General features: G+C 68.2%; 17 protein-coding genes. 14 read left to right on the top strand and 3 right to left on the bottom strand.

Translation table 11 applies throughout. From position 1 onward, the window contains the following. Positions 1-16 precede the first annotated feature (16 nt). From recQ to QTI05_RS08755, 3 genes are read right to left on the bottom strand one after another with little or no spacing between them, the layout of a single operon-like run. Complete coding sequence (gene recQ / locus QTI05_RS08765) at positions 17-1906, bottom strand: DNA helicase RecQ (protein ID WP_444812874.1); 1890 nt, start codon at positions 1904-1906, stop codon at positions 17-19. Positions 1907-1966: 60 nt separating this feature from the next. Beyond that, positions 1967-2806 carry a class I SAM-dependent methyltransferase gene (locus QTI05_RS08760; protein WP_286623952.1) on the bottom strand — a complete coding sequence of 280 codons (840 nt, stop codon included), beginning with the start codon at positions 2804-2806 and terminating at the stop codon, positions 1967-1969. After that, positions 2806-3816 carry a tripartite tricarboxylate transporter substrate-binding protein gene (locus QTI05_RS08755; RefSeq protein WP_286623951.1) on the bottom strand — a complete coding sequence of 337 codons (1011 nt, stop codon included), beginning with the start codon at positions 3814-3816 and terminating at the stop codon, positions 2806-2808. The genes QTI05_RS08760 and QTI05_RS08755 overlap by 1 nt, the downstream gene beginning before the upstream one ends. Before the next feature lie 87 nt (positions 3817-3903). Between QTI05_RS08755 and QTI05_RS08750 the strand changes: the two genes are divergently transcribed. The 14 genes from QTI05_RS08750 (at position 3904) to QTI05_RS08685 (ending at position 18418) form a co-directional block, all read left to right on the top strand. Further along, positions 3904-4812, top strand: coding sequence for a LysR family transcriptional regulator (locus QTI05_RS08750; protein WP_286623950.1), 909 nt, complete (start codon positions 3904-3906; stop codon positions 4810-4812). A gap of 195 nt (positions 4813-5007) precedes the next feature. Next, positions 5008-5970 carry an ABC transporter substrate-binding protein gene (locus QTI05_RS08745; RefSeq protein ID WP_286623949.1) on the top strand — a complete coding sequence of 321 codons (963 nt, stop codon included), beginning with the start codon at positions 5008-5010 and terminating at the stop codon, positions 5968-5970. Then, positions 5967-6866 carry an ABC transporter permease gene (locus tag QTI05_RS08740; RefSeq protein ID WP_286623947.1) on the top strand — a complete coding sequence of 300 codons (900 nt, stop codon included), beginning with the start codon at positions 5967-5969 and terminating at the stop codon, positions 6864-6866. The genes QTI05_RS08745 and QTI05_RS08740 overlap by 4 nt, the downstream gene beginning before the upstream one ends. 127 nt (positions 6867-6993) lie before the next feature. Then, positions 6994-7776: an ABC transporter ATP-binding protein gene (locus QTI05_RS08735; protein ID WP_286623945.1), complete on the top strand. Its 783-nt coding sequence runs from the start codon at positions 6994-6996 to the stop codon at positions 7774-7776. A gap of 47 nt (positions 7777-7823) precedes the next feature. Continuing rightward, the gene (hutC, locus tag QTI05_RS08730) at positions 7824-8558 is read left to right on the top strand and encodes a histidine utilization transcriptional repressor HutC (protein ID WP_286540705.1); all 735 of its coding nucleotides are present in this window, start codon (positions 7824-7826) and stop codon (positions 8556-8558) included. A gap of 52 nt (positions 8559-8610) precedes the next feature. Further along, on the top strand, positions 8611-10161 hold the full coding sequence (gene hutH / locus QTI05_RS08725; RefSeq protein WP_286623944.1) for a histidine ammonia-lyase: 1551 nt from the start codon (positions 8611-8613) through the stop codon (positions 10159-10161). Positions 10162-10163: 2 nt separating this feature from the next. Further along, positions 10164-11882 carry a urocanate hydratase gene (gene hutU, locus QTI05_RS08720; protein ID WP_286623942.1) on the top strand — a complete coding sequence of 573 codons (1719 nt, stop codon included), beginning with the start codon at positions 10164-10166 and terminating at the stop codon, positions 11880-11882. A gap of 28 nt (positions 11883-11910) precedes the next feature. After that, complete coding sequence (locus tag QTI05_RS08715; protein ID WP_286540711.1) at positions 11911-12660, top strand: transporter substrate-binding domain-containing protein; 750 nt, start codon at positions 11911-11913, stop codon at positions 12658-12660. Positions 12661-12666: 6 nt separating this feature from the next. Continuing rightward, positions 12667-13335, top strand: coding sequence for an amino acid ABC transporter permease (locus QTI05_RS08710; RefSeq protein ID WP_286540713.1), 669 nt, complete (start codon positions 12667-12669; stop codon positions 13333-13335). Further along, entirely contained in the window at positions 13332-13916 is a 585-nt protein-coding gene (locus tag QTI05_RS08705; protein WP_286623940.1) for a HutD/Ves family protein, read from the top strand. The genes QTI05_RS08710 and QTI05_RS08705 overlap by 4 nt, the downstream gene beginning before the upstream one ends. Further along, positions 13913-15133 (top strand): imidazolonepropionase, encoded by a 1221-nt coding sequence (hutI, locus tag QTI05_RS08700; RefSeq protein ID WP_286623938.1) that lies wholly within the window; start codon positions 13913-13915, stop codon positions 15131-15133. Before QTI05_RS08705 ends, hutI begins: the two co-directional genes overlap by 4 nt. Next, entirely contained in the window at positions 15130-16518 is a 1389-nt protein-coding gene (locus QTI05_RS08695; protein ID WP_286623935.1) for a formimidoylglutamate deiminase, read from the top strand. Before hutI ends, QTI05_RS08695 begins: the two co-directional genes overlap by 4 nt. After that, positions 16515-17330: an N-formylglutamate deformylase gene (hutG, locus tag QTI05_RS08690; RefSeq protein ID WP_286623933.1), complete on the top strand. Its 816-nt coding sequence runs from the start codon at positions 16515-16517 to the stop codon at positions 17328-17330. Before QTI05_RS08695 ends, hutG begins: the two co-directional genes overlap by 4 nt. A gap of 23 nt (positions 17331-17353) precedes the next feature. Continuing rightward, positions 17354-18418: a homocysteine S-methyltransferase family protein gene (locus QTI05_RS08685; RefSeq protein WP_286623932.1), complete on the top strand. Its 1065-nt coding sequence runs from the start codon at positions 17354-17356 to the stop codon at positions 18416-18418. Positions 18419-18437 lie beyond the last annotated feature (19 nt).

Genomic DNA, 18437 nt, shown 5'->3' with positions numbered 1-18437 from the left:
TCGTTTTGTGGTGACCTCAGAAACTCGAACAAACCCGCAGCACATCCGCCCCGTAGGCCTCGAGCTTCTTGCTGCCGATGCCGCTGATGCCCTGCAGGTCTTCCAGCGTGACGGGCGCGCGCTCGGCGATGGTCGCGAGCGTGGCGTCGTGGAAGATCACGTAGGCCGGCAGGTTGTGCTCACGGGCCACTTCGGCGCGCCACGCCTTCAGTGCGGCAAAGCGGGCCTGGCCGGCCGCATCGAGCGCGGCGGCGGCCGGCGAGGGCGCGCCGCGTGGCGTCTTCTCGCGCCGCGTCTTGCCGCCGGAGCGCGAGGCCGGCGACGAAACCGACTCGCGCAGCGCCACGCTCGCCTCGCCCTTGAGCACGGCGCGCGAGCCTTCGGTGAGCTTCAAGGTATTGAAGGCTTCGGTGTCGACCGCCAGCGCGCCGGTGGCGATAAGCTGGCGCAGCACGCCGCGCAACTGCACCTCGCTGAACTCGGCGCCGAGGCCGAAGGTGCTGATGCTTTCGTGCCCGAACTGCTTGACCTTCTCGGTCGCCTTGCCGCGCAGGATGTCCATGATGTGGCCTGCGCCGAAGCTGATGCCGCTTTGCTGCTGCACGCGGTAGATGGTGCTCAGCAGCTTGCGTGCGGCATCGGTGCCATCCCACACCTGCGGCGGCGTGATGCAGTTGTCGCAGTTGCCGCAGGGTGTGCTCTGTTCGCCGAAGTAGCCGAGCAGGCGCACGCGCCGGCAATCGCTGGCCTCGGCCAATGACAGCAGTGCATCGAGCTTGCCGCGCATCACCTGCTTGAACTCCTCGCCGGCCGGGCTCTCGTCGATCATGCGGCGCTGGTTCACCACGTCCTGCAGGCCGTAAACCATCCAGGCATCGGCCGGCGCGCCGTCGCGGCCGGCACGGCCGGTCTCCTGGTAGTAGCCCTCGATGTTCTTGGGCATGTCGAGGTGGCCCACGAAGCGCACGTCAGGCTTGTCGATGCCCATGCCGAACGCGATGGTCGCCACCATCACGATGCCGTCCTCGCGCAGGAAGCGATCCTGGTGCTTCTGCCGCACCGCCGAATCGAGCCCTGCGTGGTAGGGCAGCGCGTTGATGCCCGCGCTCTGCAGCGCCACGGCCACGTCTTCGACGCGCTTGCGCGACTGGCAATAGACCACGCCGGCCTCGCCCTCGTGCTCGCGCTCGATGAAGCGCAGCAGCTGCGTGGTTGCGTCCTTCTTCTCGACGATGGAATAGCGGATGTTGGGCCGGTCGAAGCTCGAGACGAACTGCCGCGCCTCTTCGAGCTGCAGGCGTTCGACGATGTCGGCGCGCGTCAGCGCATCGGCCGTGGCGGTGAGCGCGATGCGCGGCACGCCGGCGTAGCGCTGGTGCAGCACCGTCAGCGCGCGGTACTCCGGGCGGAAGTCGTGGCCCCACTGGCTCACGCAATGGGCCTCGTCGATGGCGAACAGCGAGAGCTTGCCGCGCGACGCCAGCCCGTCCATCAACTCCAGAAAGCGCGGCGTGGTCACGCGCTCGGGTGCGGCGTAGAGCAGCGTGATCTCGGCGCGTGCCAGGCGGCGCTCCACGTCCTGCGTCTGCGCCCAGTCCAACGTGGAGTTGAGAAACGCCGCGTTCACGCCGGCCTCGTGCAGCGCGCCCACCTGGTCGTGCATCAGCGCGATCAGCGGCGACACCACGATCGCCACGCCGTGCCCCGCACGCTGCCGCGCGATCGCCGGGATCTGGTAGCAGAGCGACTTGCCGCCGCCGGTGGGCATCAGCACCAGCGCGTCGCCGCCGCCCACGACGTGGTCGACGATCGGCGCCTGCGGGCCGCGAAAGGCCTGGTAGCCGAACACCTCGTGCAGGATCTGCAGGGGCTCGGTGGAATTCGACGGGGAGGGCAAGGCGGACACGACGGCTGACGGGACTGAGGGGATGGCCCATTGTCGCCGCCCTGCCAGGCCGCCTCCGAGTCAGGGGGCGGCGGCGGAGCAGAGCAGCAACTCGTTCGGTCCGTGCCAGCCGTCTGGCGCACCGAACACGCCGAGCTGGGCAGTCATGTCGTCCCACGCAGCGCGTTGGGCATCCGGTGGCAGCGGCGCGAGCATCTGCATGAGCGGGGAGCCGGACGTTTGCACGAACTCGATGTAGGCGGCCGCGCTGGGCAGGTGGAACGGCGCCGACACCGGCCTGACTTCGACCTCGACGAAGCCGGCCGCGCCCAGCAGTCGAGCCATCCGGCCCGGCTCGCCGAGGCTGAGCAACGTGCCCGGGGCATACGGCGATGCGGCAGGCAGCGCGCGATGCCGCATCGCTGTCGCCGCCATGATCGCAATGCACGGGTTGCCTTGTGGTGCACCGAACACCAGTGCGGCGAATCGCCCGCCCGGCTTCAGGGCAGCGCGCGCCGCCTTCAACGCATCGATCGGGGCGAGGCAGAACATGAGTCCGAGCCGGCACAGGGCTGCATCGAATACGGCACCGTCCAGATCGAGCTGCTGCGCATCGGCCACGCGGGTTTCGACCTGCCGCAGGCCCGCGGCGTCGGCGTTGGCCTGCGCGAGTGCCAGGATGCGCGGCGAGATGTCGGTGGCGAGCACCTTGCCCTGCGGGCCGACCCGCCGCGCAATGTCGAGCGTCTGGTCGCCGGCGCCGGCCGCGATGTCGAGCACGCGTGCGCCGGGCCCGATGCGGGCCGCATCGAGCATTGCGTGGGTCGCGTCGTTCAGCCAGGCGCGGATCAGCGGTGCGCTGCGGTTCCAGCCCTCTGCAGCAGCGTCCCAGCCAGCAGCGGCATCGGAAGTGGCGGTCATCACTCCGCCCGGATCGCGGCAGCGCGAATCAACGGCGCCCACACCCGCTGCTCGGCCGCGATGCGCTCGACCAGCTCGGCCGGGCTGCTGGAGGCCGCGACCATGGCCGACTCGCCGAATGCGGCCACGAGCGCCGGCTGCGCAATGGCTGCGCGCAGCGCCTGCGAAGTAGCGGCCAACGTGGCCGGCGGCGTACGGCCCGGCAGGAAGAAGGCAAACCACTCGCGCAGCACCAGCTTCGGATGACCCTGCTCGACCAGCGTTGGCACGTCGGGCGAAAAGGCGCTGCGCTGTGCACCCGACGTCGCCAGCAGGCGCAGCCGGCCGCTCGCGCGATGTGGCCGGAGCAGCCCCTCGGGCAACACCAGCACGGCGATCTGCCCGCCCAGCAACCCCGCGAGCGCCGGTGGACCGCCGGGGTAGGCGACGTGCTCCCAGGCCACGCCCGCTTCCTGGAACAACATTGCTTCGAGCAGATGCGGCAGCGTGCCGGTGCCCGGGGATCCCGCGTTTGTCAGGCCCGGGTTCTGCCGCATCCACACGAGCAACTGGCGGATGTTCGTCACGCTGCCCGGCACCGCCGGGCCAACGGCGATGCCCAGCGTCATCTCGCCTGCCAGCGACACCGGTTGCAGATCGATGGCCGGGTCGTAGGCCAGCCTGGCGTACAGCGAGGGGTAGATGGTCGCGATGGCGCCTTGCGCCAGCAACAGCGTGCTGCCATCCGGTGCGGCAGTCTTGAGCGTATTGACGGCGATCTGGCCGGCAGCGCCCGGCCGGTTGTCGACCACGACCGTTCGCGCATCGAGCTCGGCCAGCGCCTCACCGACGCGCCGTGCCACGGTGTCGGGCACGCTGCCGGCCGGGCCGCTGCACAGGATGCGCAGCACATCGCCGCGCGAGGTTTGCGCCTGCGCGCGTCGCCAAAAGGGGGCGGCGAGCAGGGCGCTTGCAGCGCCGGCCAGCAGCGCGCGGCGTCGCGGGCGGAGCAGAATGGAATGGCGCAGCATCGTGATGAACCCGGTGTTGAATGCATCTAGCCTAGGTAGGCGGCCCACCTGCCACAAGGCGCAAGCTTGCAGAACGGGGCCGCGGAAGTGCATAACCGAACCATGCTCGACTGGGACGACCTCAAGTATTTCGTGGCGGTGGCGCGGCACGGCAGCACGCTGGCCGCTGGCCGGGCTTTGCAGGTGGATCAGTCGACCGTGCAGCGTCGCTTGGCAGCACTCGAGCGGCACATCGGCCGACCTCTGACGTTGCGCCATCCGAGCGGCTACCGTTTGACGGCGTTCGGGCAGGAGATGTTGCCCGCTGCGCAAGAGGTCGAGCGCGCGGCGCTCGCCTTCGAGCAGGCGCTCGCCGACTCGAAGCGCAACGCGGCCGGCGTGATCCGCATGACGTGCCCTGAACCGCTGGTCAACCGCCTCACGCGTTCCGGCCTGCTCGACCGCTTTCATGCCCGGCATCCGGCCTTCAGGGTCGAGTTCGTCATGAGCGACAAGTACCTCGATCTTCGCCATGGCGACGCCGACGTCGCCCTGCGCTCCGGCGACACCGTCGACGGCGCACTGGTCGGGCGCAAGCTCGGCGATTCGCTCTGGGCTGTCTACGCCAGCCGGACGTACGTCGCGCGGCACGGGCAGCCGGCGCGCATCGAAGAGCTCGCCGATCATCCCCTCGTTGGCTTTGACGACACGATGGCCAACCACCGCGCAGCCAGCTGGCTGCGCGAGGTGGCACCGCAAGCCCACATCGTGGCCCGCAACGACAGCGTGCTCGGCCTGCTGCTTTCGGTGAAGGCCGGCGTCGGCATCGCGCCGCTGCCCACCGCGCTGGGTGATGCCGAGCCCGATCTGGTGCGGGTGCTCGGGCCTGTTCCCGAACTCGCGCGAATCTGGCGTCTGCTGGCACTCCCGGAAGTGCGGCGCACGCCGCGCGTGTCGGCCCTGTTCGATTTCATGGTCGAAGAGATCGATGCCCTGCGCCCGATCATCACCGGCTAGGGCCGCCGCCGCCGGCTGGCACGGCGTTTGCGATGGTCTAGCGATCGCGCCGCATCCACCTGTATAGACAGCAATCTGGTGCATTTTCCTAAGAGAAGTGCACCAGATTCGCACACAGGGTTCACCCTGTATATACAAGTTGGGGCGCCCGACCACAATTCACCCATCCCGCTAGTCAGAACCCCAGGAGCTCCCATGGTCAAAACGGTCGTCTTCAAAGTTGCCACCCTTCTTGCAGCCGGCCTCTGTGCCGCGGGCGTCGCCCAGGCGCAGGACACCACCAAGATCGCGCTCGGCATGTCCGGCTGGACCGGCTTTGCGCCGCTCACGCTGGCCGACAAGGCCGGCATCTTCAAGAAGAACGGGCTCGACGTCGAACTGAAGATGATTCCGCAGAAAGACCGCCACCTGGCGCTGGCCTCCGAAGCGATCCAGTGCGCCGCCACCACGGTCGAGACGCACGTGGCCTGGAACGCCAACGGCGTGCCGATCGTGCAGATCTTCCAGATGGACAAGTCCTACGGCGCCGACGGCCTGGCCGTGCGCAACGACATCAAGAGCTTTGCCGATCTCAAGGGCAAGAGCATCGGCGTCAGCGCGCCGGGCACCGCGCCGTACTTCGGCCTGGCCTGGATGCTCAACAAGAACGGCATGACGCTGAAAGACGTGAAGCTGGTGTCGCTCGAGCCGCAGCCCGCCGCCACGGCGTTCGTCGCCGGCCAGAACGATGCCGCCATGACCTACGAGCCCTATCTCTCGACCGTGCGCGCCAACCCGACCGCCGGCAAGATCCTGGCGACCACGCTCGACTATCCGATGGTGATGGACACGGTTGGCTGCGCGCCGACCTGGCTCAAGGCCAATGCCAAGGCGGCGCAGGCGCTGACCAACTCGTACTTCGAGGCGCTGGAGATGATCAAGACCGACCCCGCCAAGGCCAACGAGATCATGGGTTCGGCCGTCAAGCAGAGCGGCGAGCAGTTCGCCAAGTCGTCGGCCTACCTGCGCTGGCAGGACAAGGCCGCCAACCAGAAGTTCTTTGCCGGCGAGATCACCAGCTTCATGAAGGATGCCGAAAAGATCCTGCTCGAGGCCGGCGTGATCCGCAAAGCGCCGGAGAACCTGGCCGTCACGTTCGACGCTTCGTACATCAAATGAACTGGCTCGCCCCCAGGCTGCGCGCACTGCGTGTCGCTTCGCCAACCCCCGACCGGGGGCAGCGCCAGCGGCCCGGCGTAGCCGGTTCCGCGGCGCTTCCGGTGCGAAGCCAACGCCGCGCGATCGCGCCGCTGGAGCCCGTGAGCAGCCGCGCGCGCTGGCTGCTCGGCGTCGGCTTCTTCATCCTGTTCGTCGCGGTCTGGGCCGTCTTCACGCTGGGCGGCTTCGTTTCGCCCACCTTCCTGGCCAGCCCGGTCACGATGGTGAAAGAGGGCTACCTGCTCTTCACCGAGTACAACTTCATCCACGACATCGGCATGACCGTGTGGCGGGTGTTCGGTGGCTTCGTGCTTGCCGCGCTGATCGCGGTGCCGCTCGGTATCGCGATGGGCGCGTGGAAGCCGGTCGAGGCCTTCTTCGAGCCCTTCGTGTCGTTCTGCCGCTACCTGCCGGCGTCTGCATTCATTCCGCTGCTGATCCTCTGGGCCGGCATCGGCGAGACGCAGAAGCTGCTGGTGATCTTCATCGGCTCGGTGTTCCAGATCATCCTGATGGTCGCGGTCATCGTGGGCGGCGCACGCAAGGATCTGGTGGAGGCCGCCTACACGCTGGGCGCCAACAGCAAGGGCATCGTGGCGCGTGTGCTGATTCCGGGCGCCGCACCGGGCATCGCCGAGACGCTGCGGCTGGTGCTGGGCTGGGCCTGGACCTACGTGATCGTGGCCGAACTGATCGGCTCGTCCTCGGGCATCGGCCACATGATCACCGACAGCCAGGCGCTGCTGAACACCGGCCAGATCATCTTCGGGATCATCGTGATCGGGATCATCGGGCTGGTGTCCGACTTCGCTTTCAAGGCGCTCAACCGCCGCTTGTTTGCCTGGAGCACCATATGAGGCTCACCCCCAGTCTTCGCGCACTTCGTGTCGCTACGCCAACCCCCTTGCAGGGGGCAGCACCAGCGGCCCGGCAAAGCCGGTTCCGCGGTACTTCCCGAATGAACACCTGGCAAGGTGACGTGCTATGAATCATCAACTCTCCATCCAGGGCGTTTCGCGCGTCTTTGAGGGCGCCCGGGGCCAGCGCACGCAGGCGCTGCTGCCGATCGATTTCGAGGTCAAGGAGAACGACTTCGTCACCATCCTCGGCCCCTCGGGCTGCGGCAAGTCGACGCTCTTGCGCATCGTTGCGGGGCTCGACTTTCCGACCACCGGCCAGGTGCAGCTCGACGGCCGGACCATCGAAGGCCCGGGCGCCGACCGCGGCGTGGTGTTCCAGAGCTACACGCTGTTTCCCTGGCTCACCATTGCGCAGAACATCCGTTTCGGCCTGCGCGAGCGCGGCATGAGCGAATCTGAGCAAAAGGAGCGCAGCGACTTCTTCATCGCCAAGGTGGGCCTGCGCGGCTTCGAGCATCACTTTCCCAAGCAGCTCTCGGGCGGCATGCAGCAGCGCACCGCCATCGCTCGCGCGCTCGCCAACGACCCCAGGATGCTGCTGCTCGACGAGCCGTTCGGCGCGCTCGACAACCAGACGCGTGTGCTGATGCAGGAGCTGTTGCTCGGCATCTGGGAGTCGGCGCAGAAGACGGTGCTGTTTGTCACGCATGACATCGACGAGGCGATCTTCATGGCGAACCGCGTGGCCGTGTTCAGCGCACGGCCGGGTCGCATCAAGACCGAGATCGCGGTCGACTTCCCGCATCCACGCCACTACACGATCAAGACCTCGCCCGAGTTCATGGAGATCAAGGCCAGGCTGACCGAAGAGATCCGTGCGGAATCGATGGCGGCGGCGGAGCATTGATGTGAACCCCCACGCTCATCACTTCGTCTATTCGCGGGAGGCCCAACATGAAGCGTGATCTGCCGACGCTCGCGCTCTACGCGCAGGTCAAGGAGCACATCTCCCGCAAGATCCAGGACGGCACCTGGCCGGCCGGGCACCGGCTGCCGTCGGAGCACGAACTGGTCGCGCAGTTCGGCATCTCGCGCATGACCGTGAACCGCGCGCTGCGCGAGCTGGTCGAGCAGGGCCGCATCGTGCGGGTGGCCGGTGTCGGCAGCTTCGTGGCCGAAGACAAGCCGCAGTCCACCCTGCTGCAGATCGCCAACATCGCGAGCGAAATCCGCGCGCGCGGCCACGACTACGGCTACCAGCTGGTGGTGGCCGAGCGCTTTGCGGCGTCGCCCGATGTGGCGGCCTGGCTCGACCTGCGCGCCGGGGAGTCGGTGTTCCACACGGTCTGCCTGCATCTCGAGGATGGCGTGCCGGTGCAGCTGGAAGACCGCTTCGTCAACCCGCGCGTGGTGCCCGATTTCCTGGAGCAGGATCTTGTCGCCACGCCGCCCAGCGAATACCTGGTGCGCCATGTTCCGTTCGACCAGATCGAGCACCTGGTCGATGCCGTGCTGCCCACGGTCGAGCAGGCCCTGCGCCTGTCGATGCCGGCCGCCGAGCCCTGCCTGCTGCTCACGCGCCGCACCTGGACGCGCACCGTGCCGGTGACGCTGGTGCGCTGCCTGCACCCGGCCTCGCGCTACCGGCTTGGCAGCCGCTTTCGCGCCGACGGCAATCCAGTTTCCTAGACCGGGGCGCTCTGCTTCGCGTCCGGCCCACACCCCTTGTATAGACAGCTTCATGACCATTGCATCCATCGTTGAACTCACGCCCGGTCAGGTCGATCTCGCGCTGCTGCGCCGCATCCATGCGGGCGGCCTGCGCCTCACGCTCGATCCCTCGGTGCAGGTGGGCCTGCGCGCCGCACAGGCCGCGGTGCAGCACATCGTCGACAACGACGAAGTGGTCTACGGCATCAACACCGGCTTCGGCAAGCTCGCGAGCACGCGCATCGGCAACGACCACCTGGCCGAACTGCAGCGCAACCTGGTGCTGTCGCACAGCGTCGGCACCGGCGAGCCGCTGGACGCGGCGGTGGTGCGGCTGGTGCTTGCGACCAAGGCGGTGAGCCTCGCGCGCGGGCACTCGGGCGTGCGGCCGGCACTGGTCGATGCGCTGCTCACGCTGTTCAACGCCGGCATCACGCCATCGATCCCGCGCAAGGGGTCGGTCGGCGCTTCGGGCGACCTCGCGCCGCTCGCGCACCTGGCATGCGTGCTTATCGGCGAAGGCGAGGCGACCACGGCCGAGGGCAGGCGCGTCAGCGGTGCCGAGGCGATGCGCCTGGCCGGCCTCGCGCCCTTCGTGCTCGGCCCCAAGGAGGGCCTGGCGCTGCTCAACGGCACGCAGGTGTCGACCGCGCTCGCACTGGCCGGCCTGTTCGGCGCCGAAAACGTGTTCGCCTCGGCGCTGATGTCGGGTGCACTGTCGCTCGAAGCGATCCAGGGCTCCATCAAGCCCTTCGACGCGCGCATCCACGCCGCGCGCGGCCAGCCGGGCCAGATGGCGGTGGCGGGTGCGGTGCGCACCTTGCTCGAAGGCAGCGAGATCGTGCCTTCGCACGCCGACTGCGGTCGCGTGCAGGATCCGTATTCGGTGCGCTGCATTCCGCAGGTGATGGGCGCGTGCCTCGACAACCTCGCGCACGCGGCGCGCGTGCTGGTGATCGAAGCCAACGCGGCCTCCGACAACCCGCTGGTGTTCGTCGACACGGGCGAGGTGATCTCGGGCGGCAATTTCCACGCCGAGCCGGTCGCGTTTGCGGCCGACATCCTCGCGCTCGCCATTGCCGAGATCGGTGCGATCGCCGAGCGCCGCATCGCGCTGCTGCTGGACACTGGGCTGTCGGGCCTGCCGCCGTTCCTGGTGCACGACGGCGGGCTCAACTCGGGCTTCATGATTGCGCAGGTCACGGCCGCGGCGCTCGCGTCGGAGAACAAGTCGCTCGCGCATCCGGCCAGCGTCGACAGCCTGCCGACTTCGGCCAACCAGGAAGACCATGTGTCGATGGCCACCTTCGCGGCGCGCCGGCTCGGCGGCATGGTGAACAACACGGCAGTCGTCGTCGGTGTCGAGGCGATGTGTGCGGCGCAAGGCATCGAGCTCAAGCGCGGCCTGAAAAGCTCGCCGCTGGTCGAAGCCGAATTCACCGCCATCCGCGGCAACGTGGCGTTTCTCGAACGCGACCGCTACCTCGCACCCGACATCGAAGCCATGCGGCTGTGGGCCCTGAAGGCCGCGCTGCCCGCCGTCCTGCTGAACATTCTTCCCAGTCACGCCAAGGAGCTCTGACCATGAACGCACCCGACAAATTCATCCCCGTGGCAGCCGACCCGCGCCACGACCCGACCCGCGTGATCCGCGCCCCGCGCGGCAGCCAGCTCAGCTGCAAGAGCTGGCTCACCGAAGCGGCCTATCGCATGCTGCAGAACAACCTCGACGCCGAGGTGGCCGAGCGGCCACAGGATCTGGTGGTGTACGGCGGCATCGGCCGTGCCGCGCGCAACTGGGCCTGCTATGACCAGATCCTGGAATCGCTGCGCAAGCTCGAGAACGACGAGTCGCTGCTGATCCAGTCGGGCAAGCCGGTGGGCGTGTTCAAGACGCACGAGAACGCGCCGCGCGTGCTCATCGCCAACTCGAACCTGGTGCCGAAGTGGGCCACCTGGGAGCACTTCAACGAACTCGACCAGCAAGGCTTGTTCATGTACGGCCAGATGACCGCCGGCAGCTGGATCTACATCGGCAGCCAGGGCATCGTGCAGGGCACCTTCGAGACTTTCGTCGAGGCCGGCCGCCAGCATTACGACAACAGCCTCGCGGGCAAGTGGATCCTCACGGCGGGCCTCGGCGGCATGGGCGGCGCGCAACCGCTGGCCGCCACGCTCGCGGGTGCGGTGTCGCTCAACATCGAGTGCCAGCAGTCGAGCATCGACTTTCGCCTGCGCACGCGCTATGTCGACAAGCAGGCGAAGGACATCGACGACGCGCTCGCGCTCATCCAGCACCACTGCGAGAAGAAGGAGGCCGTGTCGATCGCCTTGCTCGGCAATGCGGCGGACATCGTGCCGGAACTGGTGCGGCGTGCCCGCGCCGGCGCCATCAAGCCCGATCTCGTCACCGACCAGACCTCGGCGCACGACCTCATCAACGGCTATCTGCCCTCGGGCTGGAGCGTGGCGCAATGGCAGGACGCCATGAAAGACCCGGCCCGGCATGCGGGGCTGAAAGCGGCGGCGGCCAAGTCCTGCGCGGTGCATGTGCAGGCCATGCTCGACTTCCAGGCCATGGGCGTGCCAACGGTCGACTATGGCAACAACATCCGCCAGGTCGCGTTCGACGAGGGCGTAAAGAATGCGTTCGACTTTCCCGGCTTCGTGCCCGCCTACATCCGCCCGCTGTTCTGCGAGGGCAAGGGCCCGTTCCGCTGGGTCGCGCTTTCGGGCGACCCCGAAGACATCTACAAGACCGACGCCAAGATCAAGGAACTGTTCCCCGACAACAAGCACACGCACCGCTGGCTCGACATGGCGCGCGAGCGCATCGCGTTCCAGGGCCTGCCGGCGCGCATCTGCTGGCTCGGCCTCGGCGAGCGCCACAAGGCCGGCCTCGCCTTCAACGAGATGGTGAAGAGCGGCGAGCTGAAGGCGCCGATCGTGATCGGCCGCGACCACCTCGACACCGGCTCGGTCGCGAGTCCGAATCGCGAGACCGAAAGCATGAAGGACGGCACCGATGCCGTGTCCGACTGGCCGCTGCTCAACGCGCTGCTCAACACCGCCGGCGGCGCCACCTGGGTCAGCCTGCACCACGGCGGCGGCGTCGGCATGGGCTACTCGCAACATTCGGGCGTGGTGATCGTCGCCGATGGCACGGATGCTGCTGCGCAACGGATCTCCCGCGTGCTCTGGAACGACCCGGCCTCGGGCGTGATGCGCCATGCCGATGCCGGCTACGACATCGCGATCGCGACGGCGAAGAAGCAGGGGCTTCAACTGCCGATGGTCAAGTAACCCTCCTTCCTCTCCAACGAAAGTCACCATGCAGATCCGCCGCCAGTTCCTTCTTGCCACCGCCTTCGCCGCATTGGCCCTTGGCGTCAGCGCCCAGGCACAGGCCCAGGCCGTGCTCACGGTCGGCACCGACGCCACCTTTCCGCCGATGGAATTCGTCGACAACGGCAAGCGCACCGGCTTCGACATCGAACTGGTCGAAGCCATCGGCAAGACCCTGGGTCGCAAGGTCGAGTGGGTCGATATCGACTTCAAGGGCCTGATCCCGGGCCTGATCTCGAAGCGCTTCGACATGGCCGTGTCGGCGATCTACATCACCGACGAGCGGAAAAAGGTGGTCGACTTCACTGCGCCCTACTACGCGGGCGGCCTGGTTGCAATGGTGAAGGCCGACAACACCACGATCAAGGCGCCGGCCGACCTGAACGGCAAGAAGGTCAGCGTGCAGGTCGGTACCAAGTCGGTCAGCTACGTGAAAGAGAAGTACCCGCAGGTGCAGCTGATGGAAGTCGAGAAGAACCAGGAGATGTTCAACCTGGTCGACATCGGCCGCAGCGACGCCGCCGTGACCGGCAAGCCCGCCGCCTACCAGTACGTGCGCACGCGACCCGGCCTCAAGGTGCTCGACGAGCAACTGACCACCGAGGAATACGGCATGGCGATCCGCAAGGACTCACCCGAACTCACCAGTGCCGTGAACGGCGCGATCGAGAAGATGAAGGCCGACGGCACCTATGCCGCCATCGTGAAGAAATGGTTCAGCAACACGGCCAAGTAGTCTTGCGTGGATCTCGACTTCTCACCCGTCTGGCAAGGCTGGTCTGCGCTGCTGCAGGGCGCGCTCGTCACGGTCGAGATCACGGCCTGTGCGCTGCTGCTCGGCTGCGTGCTCGGCCTGCTGGTCGGCATCGGGCGGCTGAACCCGGCGCGGCGCTGGCTTTATTCGGTCTGCACCGCCTACGTCGCGGTCATCCGCGGCACGCCGCTGCTGGTGCAACTGTTCATCCTGTTCTTCGGGCTGCCGCACTTCGGCATTTTGCTGCCGGCGTTTTTCTGCGGTGTGCTGGGGCTCGGCGTGTACTCGGGGGCCTATGTGTCGGAGATCGTGCGCGGCGCGATCCAGTCGATCGACCGGGGCCAGACGCTGGCGGCCGAGTCGCTCGGCATGACGCCCTTCGTCGCGATGCGGCAGATCGTGCTGCCGCAAGCCATCGTGCGCATGATCCCGCCGCTCGGCAACGAGTTCATCGCGCTGATCAAGAACTCGGCGCTGGTGTCGCTGCTGACCATCCACGACGTGATGCACGAGGGGCAGAAGATCATCAGCGTTTCGTACCGCTCGCTCGAGGTGTACCTTGCGATCGCGCTGGTGTACTTCGTGCTGACCGGCACGGTCACCTTGATCCTGCGGCACTTCGAGCAGAAGCTGCGCCAAGGAGGGCTGCTGCGATGAGCATTCAACGTTTCACATTCAACGAGCTGCCGGTCATGCGTTGGAAGAATGGCGGCGGCGCCACGCGCGAAGCCGTCAACTGGCCGCCGGGCGCGGGGCTCGATGCCTTCGACTGGCGCGTGAGTATCGCCAACATCGCGGCAAGCGGGCCGTTCTCGGTGTTCGCGGGGGTCGACCGCCAGATCATGCTGCTCGAGGGCGACGGCGTGCGGCTCAAGTCCGACGACTTCGATCACCGAATGGCCGCGCCGCTCGAGCCCTTTGTCTTCCGTGGCGACGCGGCGGTCGAGTGCACCTTGCTCGGCGGGCCCTCCGTCGATTTCAACGTGATGGGCCGGCGCGCGCGCGGCACGGCTGAGCTGCGCATCATCGCGGAAGCGGCGACGCTGCCGCGTGTGAGTCATGGGTTGCTGATGAGCGTGGATGGCCAGTGGCGCATGGGTGGCAGCAACCTGGCGCAGGGGCAGGGCGTCTGGTGGGCCGACCAGGTCGAGGAATGGCATGTGAAACCTGCCAGCCGCTCGGCCCGCCTCGCGATGGTGGCGTGGTGGCCGATCCAGGGAGAGATACCTTCAACATGAAAAGCTTCGACGCCCATCCCTCGGCCGACGGACTCTGGACCGGCTTGCGCTCCGATGGCGGCGACGAGCTGGCGATCGTGGTCGGGCAAGGCACGATCCGCTGGATCGGCGAACGCGCCGCACTGCCGGCCGCGCACGCCGGCCTGCCTCTGCACGACGGCGGCGGCGCGCTGGTCACGCCCGGCCTGGTCGATTGCCACACGCACCTGGTCTACGGCGGCCAGCGCGCCAACGAGTTCGCGATGCGGCTCGCCGGTGCCAGCTACGAAGAGGTCGCGAAGGCCGGCGGCGGCATCGTCTCGAGCGTGCGCGCCACGCGCGAAGCGAGCGAAGACGAGCTGTTTGCGAGCGCCGGCGCGCGCCTGCAAAGCCTGCTGGCCGAAGGCGTCTGCGCCATCGAGATCAAGTCGGGCTACGGCCTCGCACTCGAGCACGAGCGCAAGCAGCTGCGTGTGGCGCGCCGGCTCGGCCAGGCGCATGGCGTCACGGTGCGCACCACTTTCCTCGGTGCGCACGCACTGCCGCCGGAGTACGCCGGCCGCAGCAGCGACTACATCGACCTCGTGTGCCGCGAGATGCTGCCCGCGCTCGCGGCCGAAGGGCTGGTGGATGCGGTCGATGTGTTCTGCGAGCGCATCGCGTTCTCGCTGGAAGAAACCGAGCGTGTGTTCCAGGCCGCCCGGGCGCTCGACCTTCCGGTCAAGCTGCATGCCGAGCAACTGTCCGACATGGGCGGCGCCGCGCTCGCGGCGCGCTACGGCGCGCTCTCGTGCGACCACATCGAGCACCTGTCGCAAGCCGGCATCGACGCGATGCGCGAAGCCGGCAGCGTCGCCGTGCTGCTGCCGGGCGCCTACTACACGCTGCGCGACACGCAACTGCCGCCAATCGCCGCGTTGCGCGCAGCCGGCGTGCCGATGGCCGTCTCGACCGATCACAACCCCGGCACCTCGCCCGCGCTGAGCCTGCTGCTGATGGTGAACATGGCATGCACGCTGTTCCGCCTCACGGTGCCCGAAGCGATCGACGGCGTGACGCGGCATGCGGCGCGTGCGCTGGGCCTGCAGGACACGCATGGCGACATCGCGGTCGGCAGGCCCGCCAACTTCGTGCTGTGGAATCTGCGCGAGCCGGCCGAGATGGCCTACTGGTTCGGCCAGCGGCCGGTGCGCACGGTGGTGCGGCAGGGCCGCATCGCGGAAGGCGTGGGCGCATGACGCAGACGCTGTTTGCAGCCGATGCACTGCTGCCTGGCGGCTGGGCCAGGAACGTGTCGCTGTCGTGGGATGCGGCCGGCACCTTCACCCGCGTCGAAGCCGGCGTGCAACCGGCGCCGGGCGCGCAAGTGGCCGCGGGCCCGGTCATCCCCGGCATGCCCAACCTGCACTCGCACGCCTTCCAGCGCGCCATCGCGGGCCTCACGGAGTTTCGGGGCGAGGCGCAGGACTCGTTCTGGAGCTGGCGCACGCTGATGTACCGCTTCGCCTCGCGGCTCGATCCACTGCAGCTCGAAGCGATCGCGCTCGGGCTCTATGTCGAGATGCTCGAGGCCGGCTACACCGCGGTGTGCGAGTTCCACTACGTGCACCACGATGCCGATGGCCGGCCCTATGCCGACGACGCCACGCTCGCGCTCGCCCTGCTGCGTGCGGCGCAACGCGCCGGCATCGGCCTCACGCTGCTGCCCGTGCTCTACCAGACCAGCGGCTTTGGCGGCCTCGCGCCGAACGAGGGGCAACGCCGCTTCATCCGCTCGACCGATTCGATGCTCGCGTTGCTCGAGCGCCTGAAGCCGCTGTGCGATGCGCAAGGCGCGCGGCTGGGCCTGGCACCGCACTCGTTGCGCGCTGTGCCGCCCGAGGGGTTGCGCGAAGCACTCGCCGGGCTGTCCGCGATCGATGCGAGCGCGCCCGTCCACATCCACATCGCCGAGCAGACGCGCGAGGTCGACGACTGCATCGGCTGGAGCGGCCAGCGCCCGGTTGCCTGGCTGCTCGACCACGCACCGGTCGACGCACGCTGGTGCCTGGTGCATGCCACGCACATGGACGCCGACGAATACCGGCGTGCGGCCGCGAGCGGCGCCGTCGCAGGGCTGTGCCCGACCACGGAAGCGAATCTCGGCGATGGCATCTTCGACCTGGTCGCCTGGCGTGCGGCCGGCGGCGCGTGGGGCATCGGCTCCGACAGCCACATCTGCGTGAATGCCGCCGAAGAGCTGCTGATGCTCGAATACAGCCAGCGCCTCGCGACGCGCCAGCGCAACGTGGCGGCCGACGCGGCGCAGCCGCAGGTCGCCGCGGCCATGACGCTCGCGGCGGTGCAGGGCGGGGCGCAGGCCGCCGGACGCCGCATTGCCGGCCTCGCGGTCGGCCAGCAGGCCGACTGCACGGTGCTCGATGCCACGCACCCGGCCCTGGCCGGTTTGCCCGCCGCCGACATGCTCTCGTCCCATGTGTTCGCCAGCCACCGCACCAGCGCGATCGATGCCGTGTGGGTCGCGGGCGAGCCGCGCGTGCAGGCCGGGCGCCATCTTCTCCACGACAGCGCGACGGCCGGCTTCGTCGCCGCGCGCAGCCAGTTGCTGACCCACACGCCATGAGCCTTTTCCAGACCACCGAACCGCCTTTCCGATTCCGCCAGGGCACCCGCCCGCTGCTGATCTCGATGCCGCACGTCGGCACCCATGTGCCACCCGCGCTGGCCGAACGCTTCACCGCGCAGGCGCGCCATGTGCCTGACACCGACTGGCACCTGGAGCGGCTCTACGACTTCGCCGACGAACTCGGCGCGTCGGTGCTCGTGGCCACGCACTCGCGCTACGTGGTCGACCTGAACCGCCCGCCCGACGACCAGAACCTCTACCCGGGCCAGGACACGACCGGCCTGTGCCCGGTCGACACCTTCGACAAGACGCCGATCTACGCGGCTGGCGACGTGCCGGGCCAGCCGGAGATCGCCGCGCGCCGCTTCGCGATCTGGCATCCGTACCACCGGCAGCTGCAGGCCGAGCTCGACCGCCTGAAAGCCGCGCACGGCACCATCGCGCTGTGGGATGCGCATTCGATCCGCTCGGTGCTGCCGCGCTTCTTCGAAGGCAAGCTGCCCGACCTCAACCTCGGCAGCGCCAACGGCGCGAGTTGCGACCCGGCGCTCGCGGCAACCTTGCTGGGCATCGCGGCTTCGGCGCCCGGCTACACCGGCGTGCTCAATGGCCGCTTCAAGGGCGGCTACATCACGCGGCAGTACGGCAACCCCGCGCGCGGCATCCATGCGGTGCAGCTCGAGATGACGCAGTGCAGCTACATGCAGGAGGCCTTGCCGTTCGACTACCTGCCCGAGGTCGCGGCGGGCGTGCAGCCGCATGTGCGCCGCATGCTCGAAGCCGTGCTGACCTTCGTCGAACAACGTTAAGGCGCGGTTTCTACAATCGGGGCATGAAGCCCGTCACCTACACCCGCGGCCAGGCATTGCCCGGCATCCTTGCGCAGCGCATTGCGATCCTTGACGGCGCGATGGGCACGATGATCCAGCGCTTCAAGCTCAACGAAGCGCAGTACCGCGGCGAGCGTTTCAAGGACTTCGAGCGCGACGTGAAGGGCAACAACGAGCTGCTTTCGCTCACGCAGCCCGATGTCATCAGCGACATTCACGAGGCTTACCTGGCAGCGGGCGCCGACCTGATCGAGACCAACACCTTCGGCGCGACCACCATCGCGCAGGAGGACTACAAGATGGCCCACCTGGCGCGCGAGATGAACCTCGAGTCCGCCAAGCTGGCGCGCGCAGCCTGCGACAAATACAGCACGCCCGACAAGCCGCGCTTCGTGGCCGGCGCCCTCGGCCCGACGCCCAAGACCGCGAGCATCAGCCCCGATGTGAACGACCCCGGCGCGCGCAACGTCGATTTCGAATCGCTGCGCGCGGCGTATTACGAGCAGACCGAGGCGCTGGTCGAAGGCGGCGCCGACGTGATCCTGGTCGAGACCATCTTCGACACGCTCAATGCCAAGGCTGCGCTGTTTGCGGTCGACGAATACTTCGACAACAGCGGCCACCGGCTGCCGCTGATCATCAGCGGCACCGTGACCGATGCCTCCGGCCGCATCCTGAGCGGCCAGACCGTCACCGCCTTCTGGCACAGCGTGCGCCATGCGCAGCCGCTGGCAGTCGGCCTCAACTGCGCGCTGGGCGCGGCGCTGATGCGGCCGTACATCCAGGAGCTGGCGAAGGTGGCCGGCGATACGTACATCAGCTGCTACCCGAATGCCGGGCTGCCCAACCCGATGAGCGACACCGGCTTCGACGAGACGCCCGATGTCACGTCGCGGCTGCTGCATGAGTTTGCGTCCGAGGGGCTGGTCAACATCGTCGGCGGCTGCTGCGGCACCACGCCCGATCACATCGCAGCGATCGGCCGCGCGGTCTTGGCCGTAGCGGGCCGCGCGTTGCAGCGCACGCCGTTCTATCGCGAAAGCAGCGAGGCGCAAGCCGCGGCCTGACCCGCGCTGTTGCGCGAGG

Origin of the sequence: Variovorax fucosicus (assembly GCF_030316825.1) — a bacterium.
In the GTDB taxonomy this organism is placed as follows: domain Bacteria; phylum Pseudomonadota; class Gammaproteobacteria; order Burkholderiales; family Burkholderiaceae_C; genus Variovorax; species Variovorax fucosicus.
Note: the sequence above shows the minus strand (reverse complement) of the source record. Positions and strands in the feature narration are given on the sequence as shown.

Excerpts from the sequence above, each read along its gene's own strand:
- QTI05_RS08760 (WP_286623952.1), bottom strand. The coding sequence starts at position 2,806 with ATGACCGCCACTTCCGATGCCGCTGCTGGCTGGGACGCTGCTGCAGAG.
- QTI05_RS08735 (WP_286623945.1), top strand. The coding sequence starts at position 6,994 with ATGAATCATCAACTCTCCATCCAGGGCGTTTCGCGCGTCTTTGAGGGC.
- QTI05_RS08705 (WP_286623940.1), top strand. The coding sequence starts at position 13,332 with ATGAGCATTCAACGTTTCACATTCAACGAGCTGCCGGTCATGCGTTGG.
- hutC (WP_286540705.1), top strand. The coding sequence starts at position 7,824 with ATGAAGCGTGATCTGCCGACGCTCGCGCTCTACGCGCAGGTCAAGGAG.
- hutU (WP_286623942.1), top strand. The coding sequence starts at position 10,164 with ATGAACGCACCCGACAAATTCATCCCCGTGGCAGCCGACCCGCGCCAC.
- QTI05_RS08715 (WP_286540711.1), top strand. The coding sequence starts at position 11,911 with ATGCAGATCCGCCGCCAGTTCCTTCTTGCCACCGCCTTCGCCGCATTG.
- QTI05_RS08755 (WP_286623951.1), bottom strand. The coding sequence starts at position 3,816 with ATGCTGCGCCATTCCATTCTGCTCCGCCCGCGACGCCGCGCGCTGCTG.
- QTI05_RS08685 (WP_286623932.1), top strand. The coding sequence starts at position 17,354 with ATGAAGCCCGTCACCTACACCCGCGGCCAGGCATTGCCCGGCATCCTT.
- QTI05_RS08745 (WP_286623949.1), top strand. The coding sequence starts at position 5,008 with ATGGTCAAAACGGTCGTCTTCAAAGTTGCCACCCTTCTTGCAGCCGGC.
- hutH (WP_286623944.1), top strand. The coding sequence starts at position 8,611 with ATGACCATTGCATCCATCGTTGAACTCACGCCCGGTCAGGTCGATCTC.
- hutG (WP_286623933.1), top strand. The coding sequence starts at position 16,515 with ATGAGCCTTTTCCAGACCACCGAACCGCCTTTCCGATTCCGCCAGGGC.
- QTI05_RS08740 (WP_286623947.1), top strand. The coding sequence starts at position 5,967 with ATGAACTGGCTCGCCCCCAGGCTGCGCGCACTGCGTGTCGCTTCGCCA.
- hutI (WP_286623938.1), top strand. The coding sequence starts at position 13,913 with ATGAAAAGCTTCGACGCCCATCCCTCGGCCGACGGACTCTGGACCGGC.
- QTI05_RS08695 (WP_286623935.1), top strand. The coding sequence starts at position 15,130 with ATGACGCAGACGCTGTTTGCAGCCGATGCACTGCTGCCTGGCGGCTGG.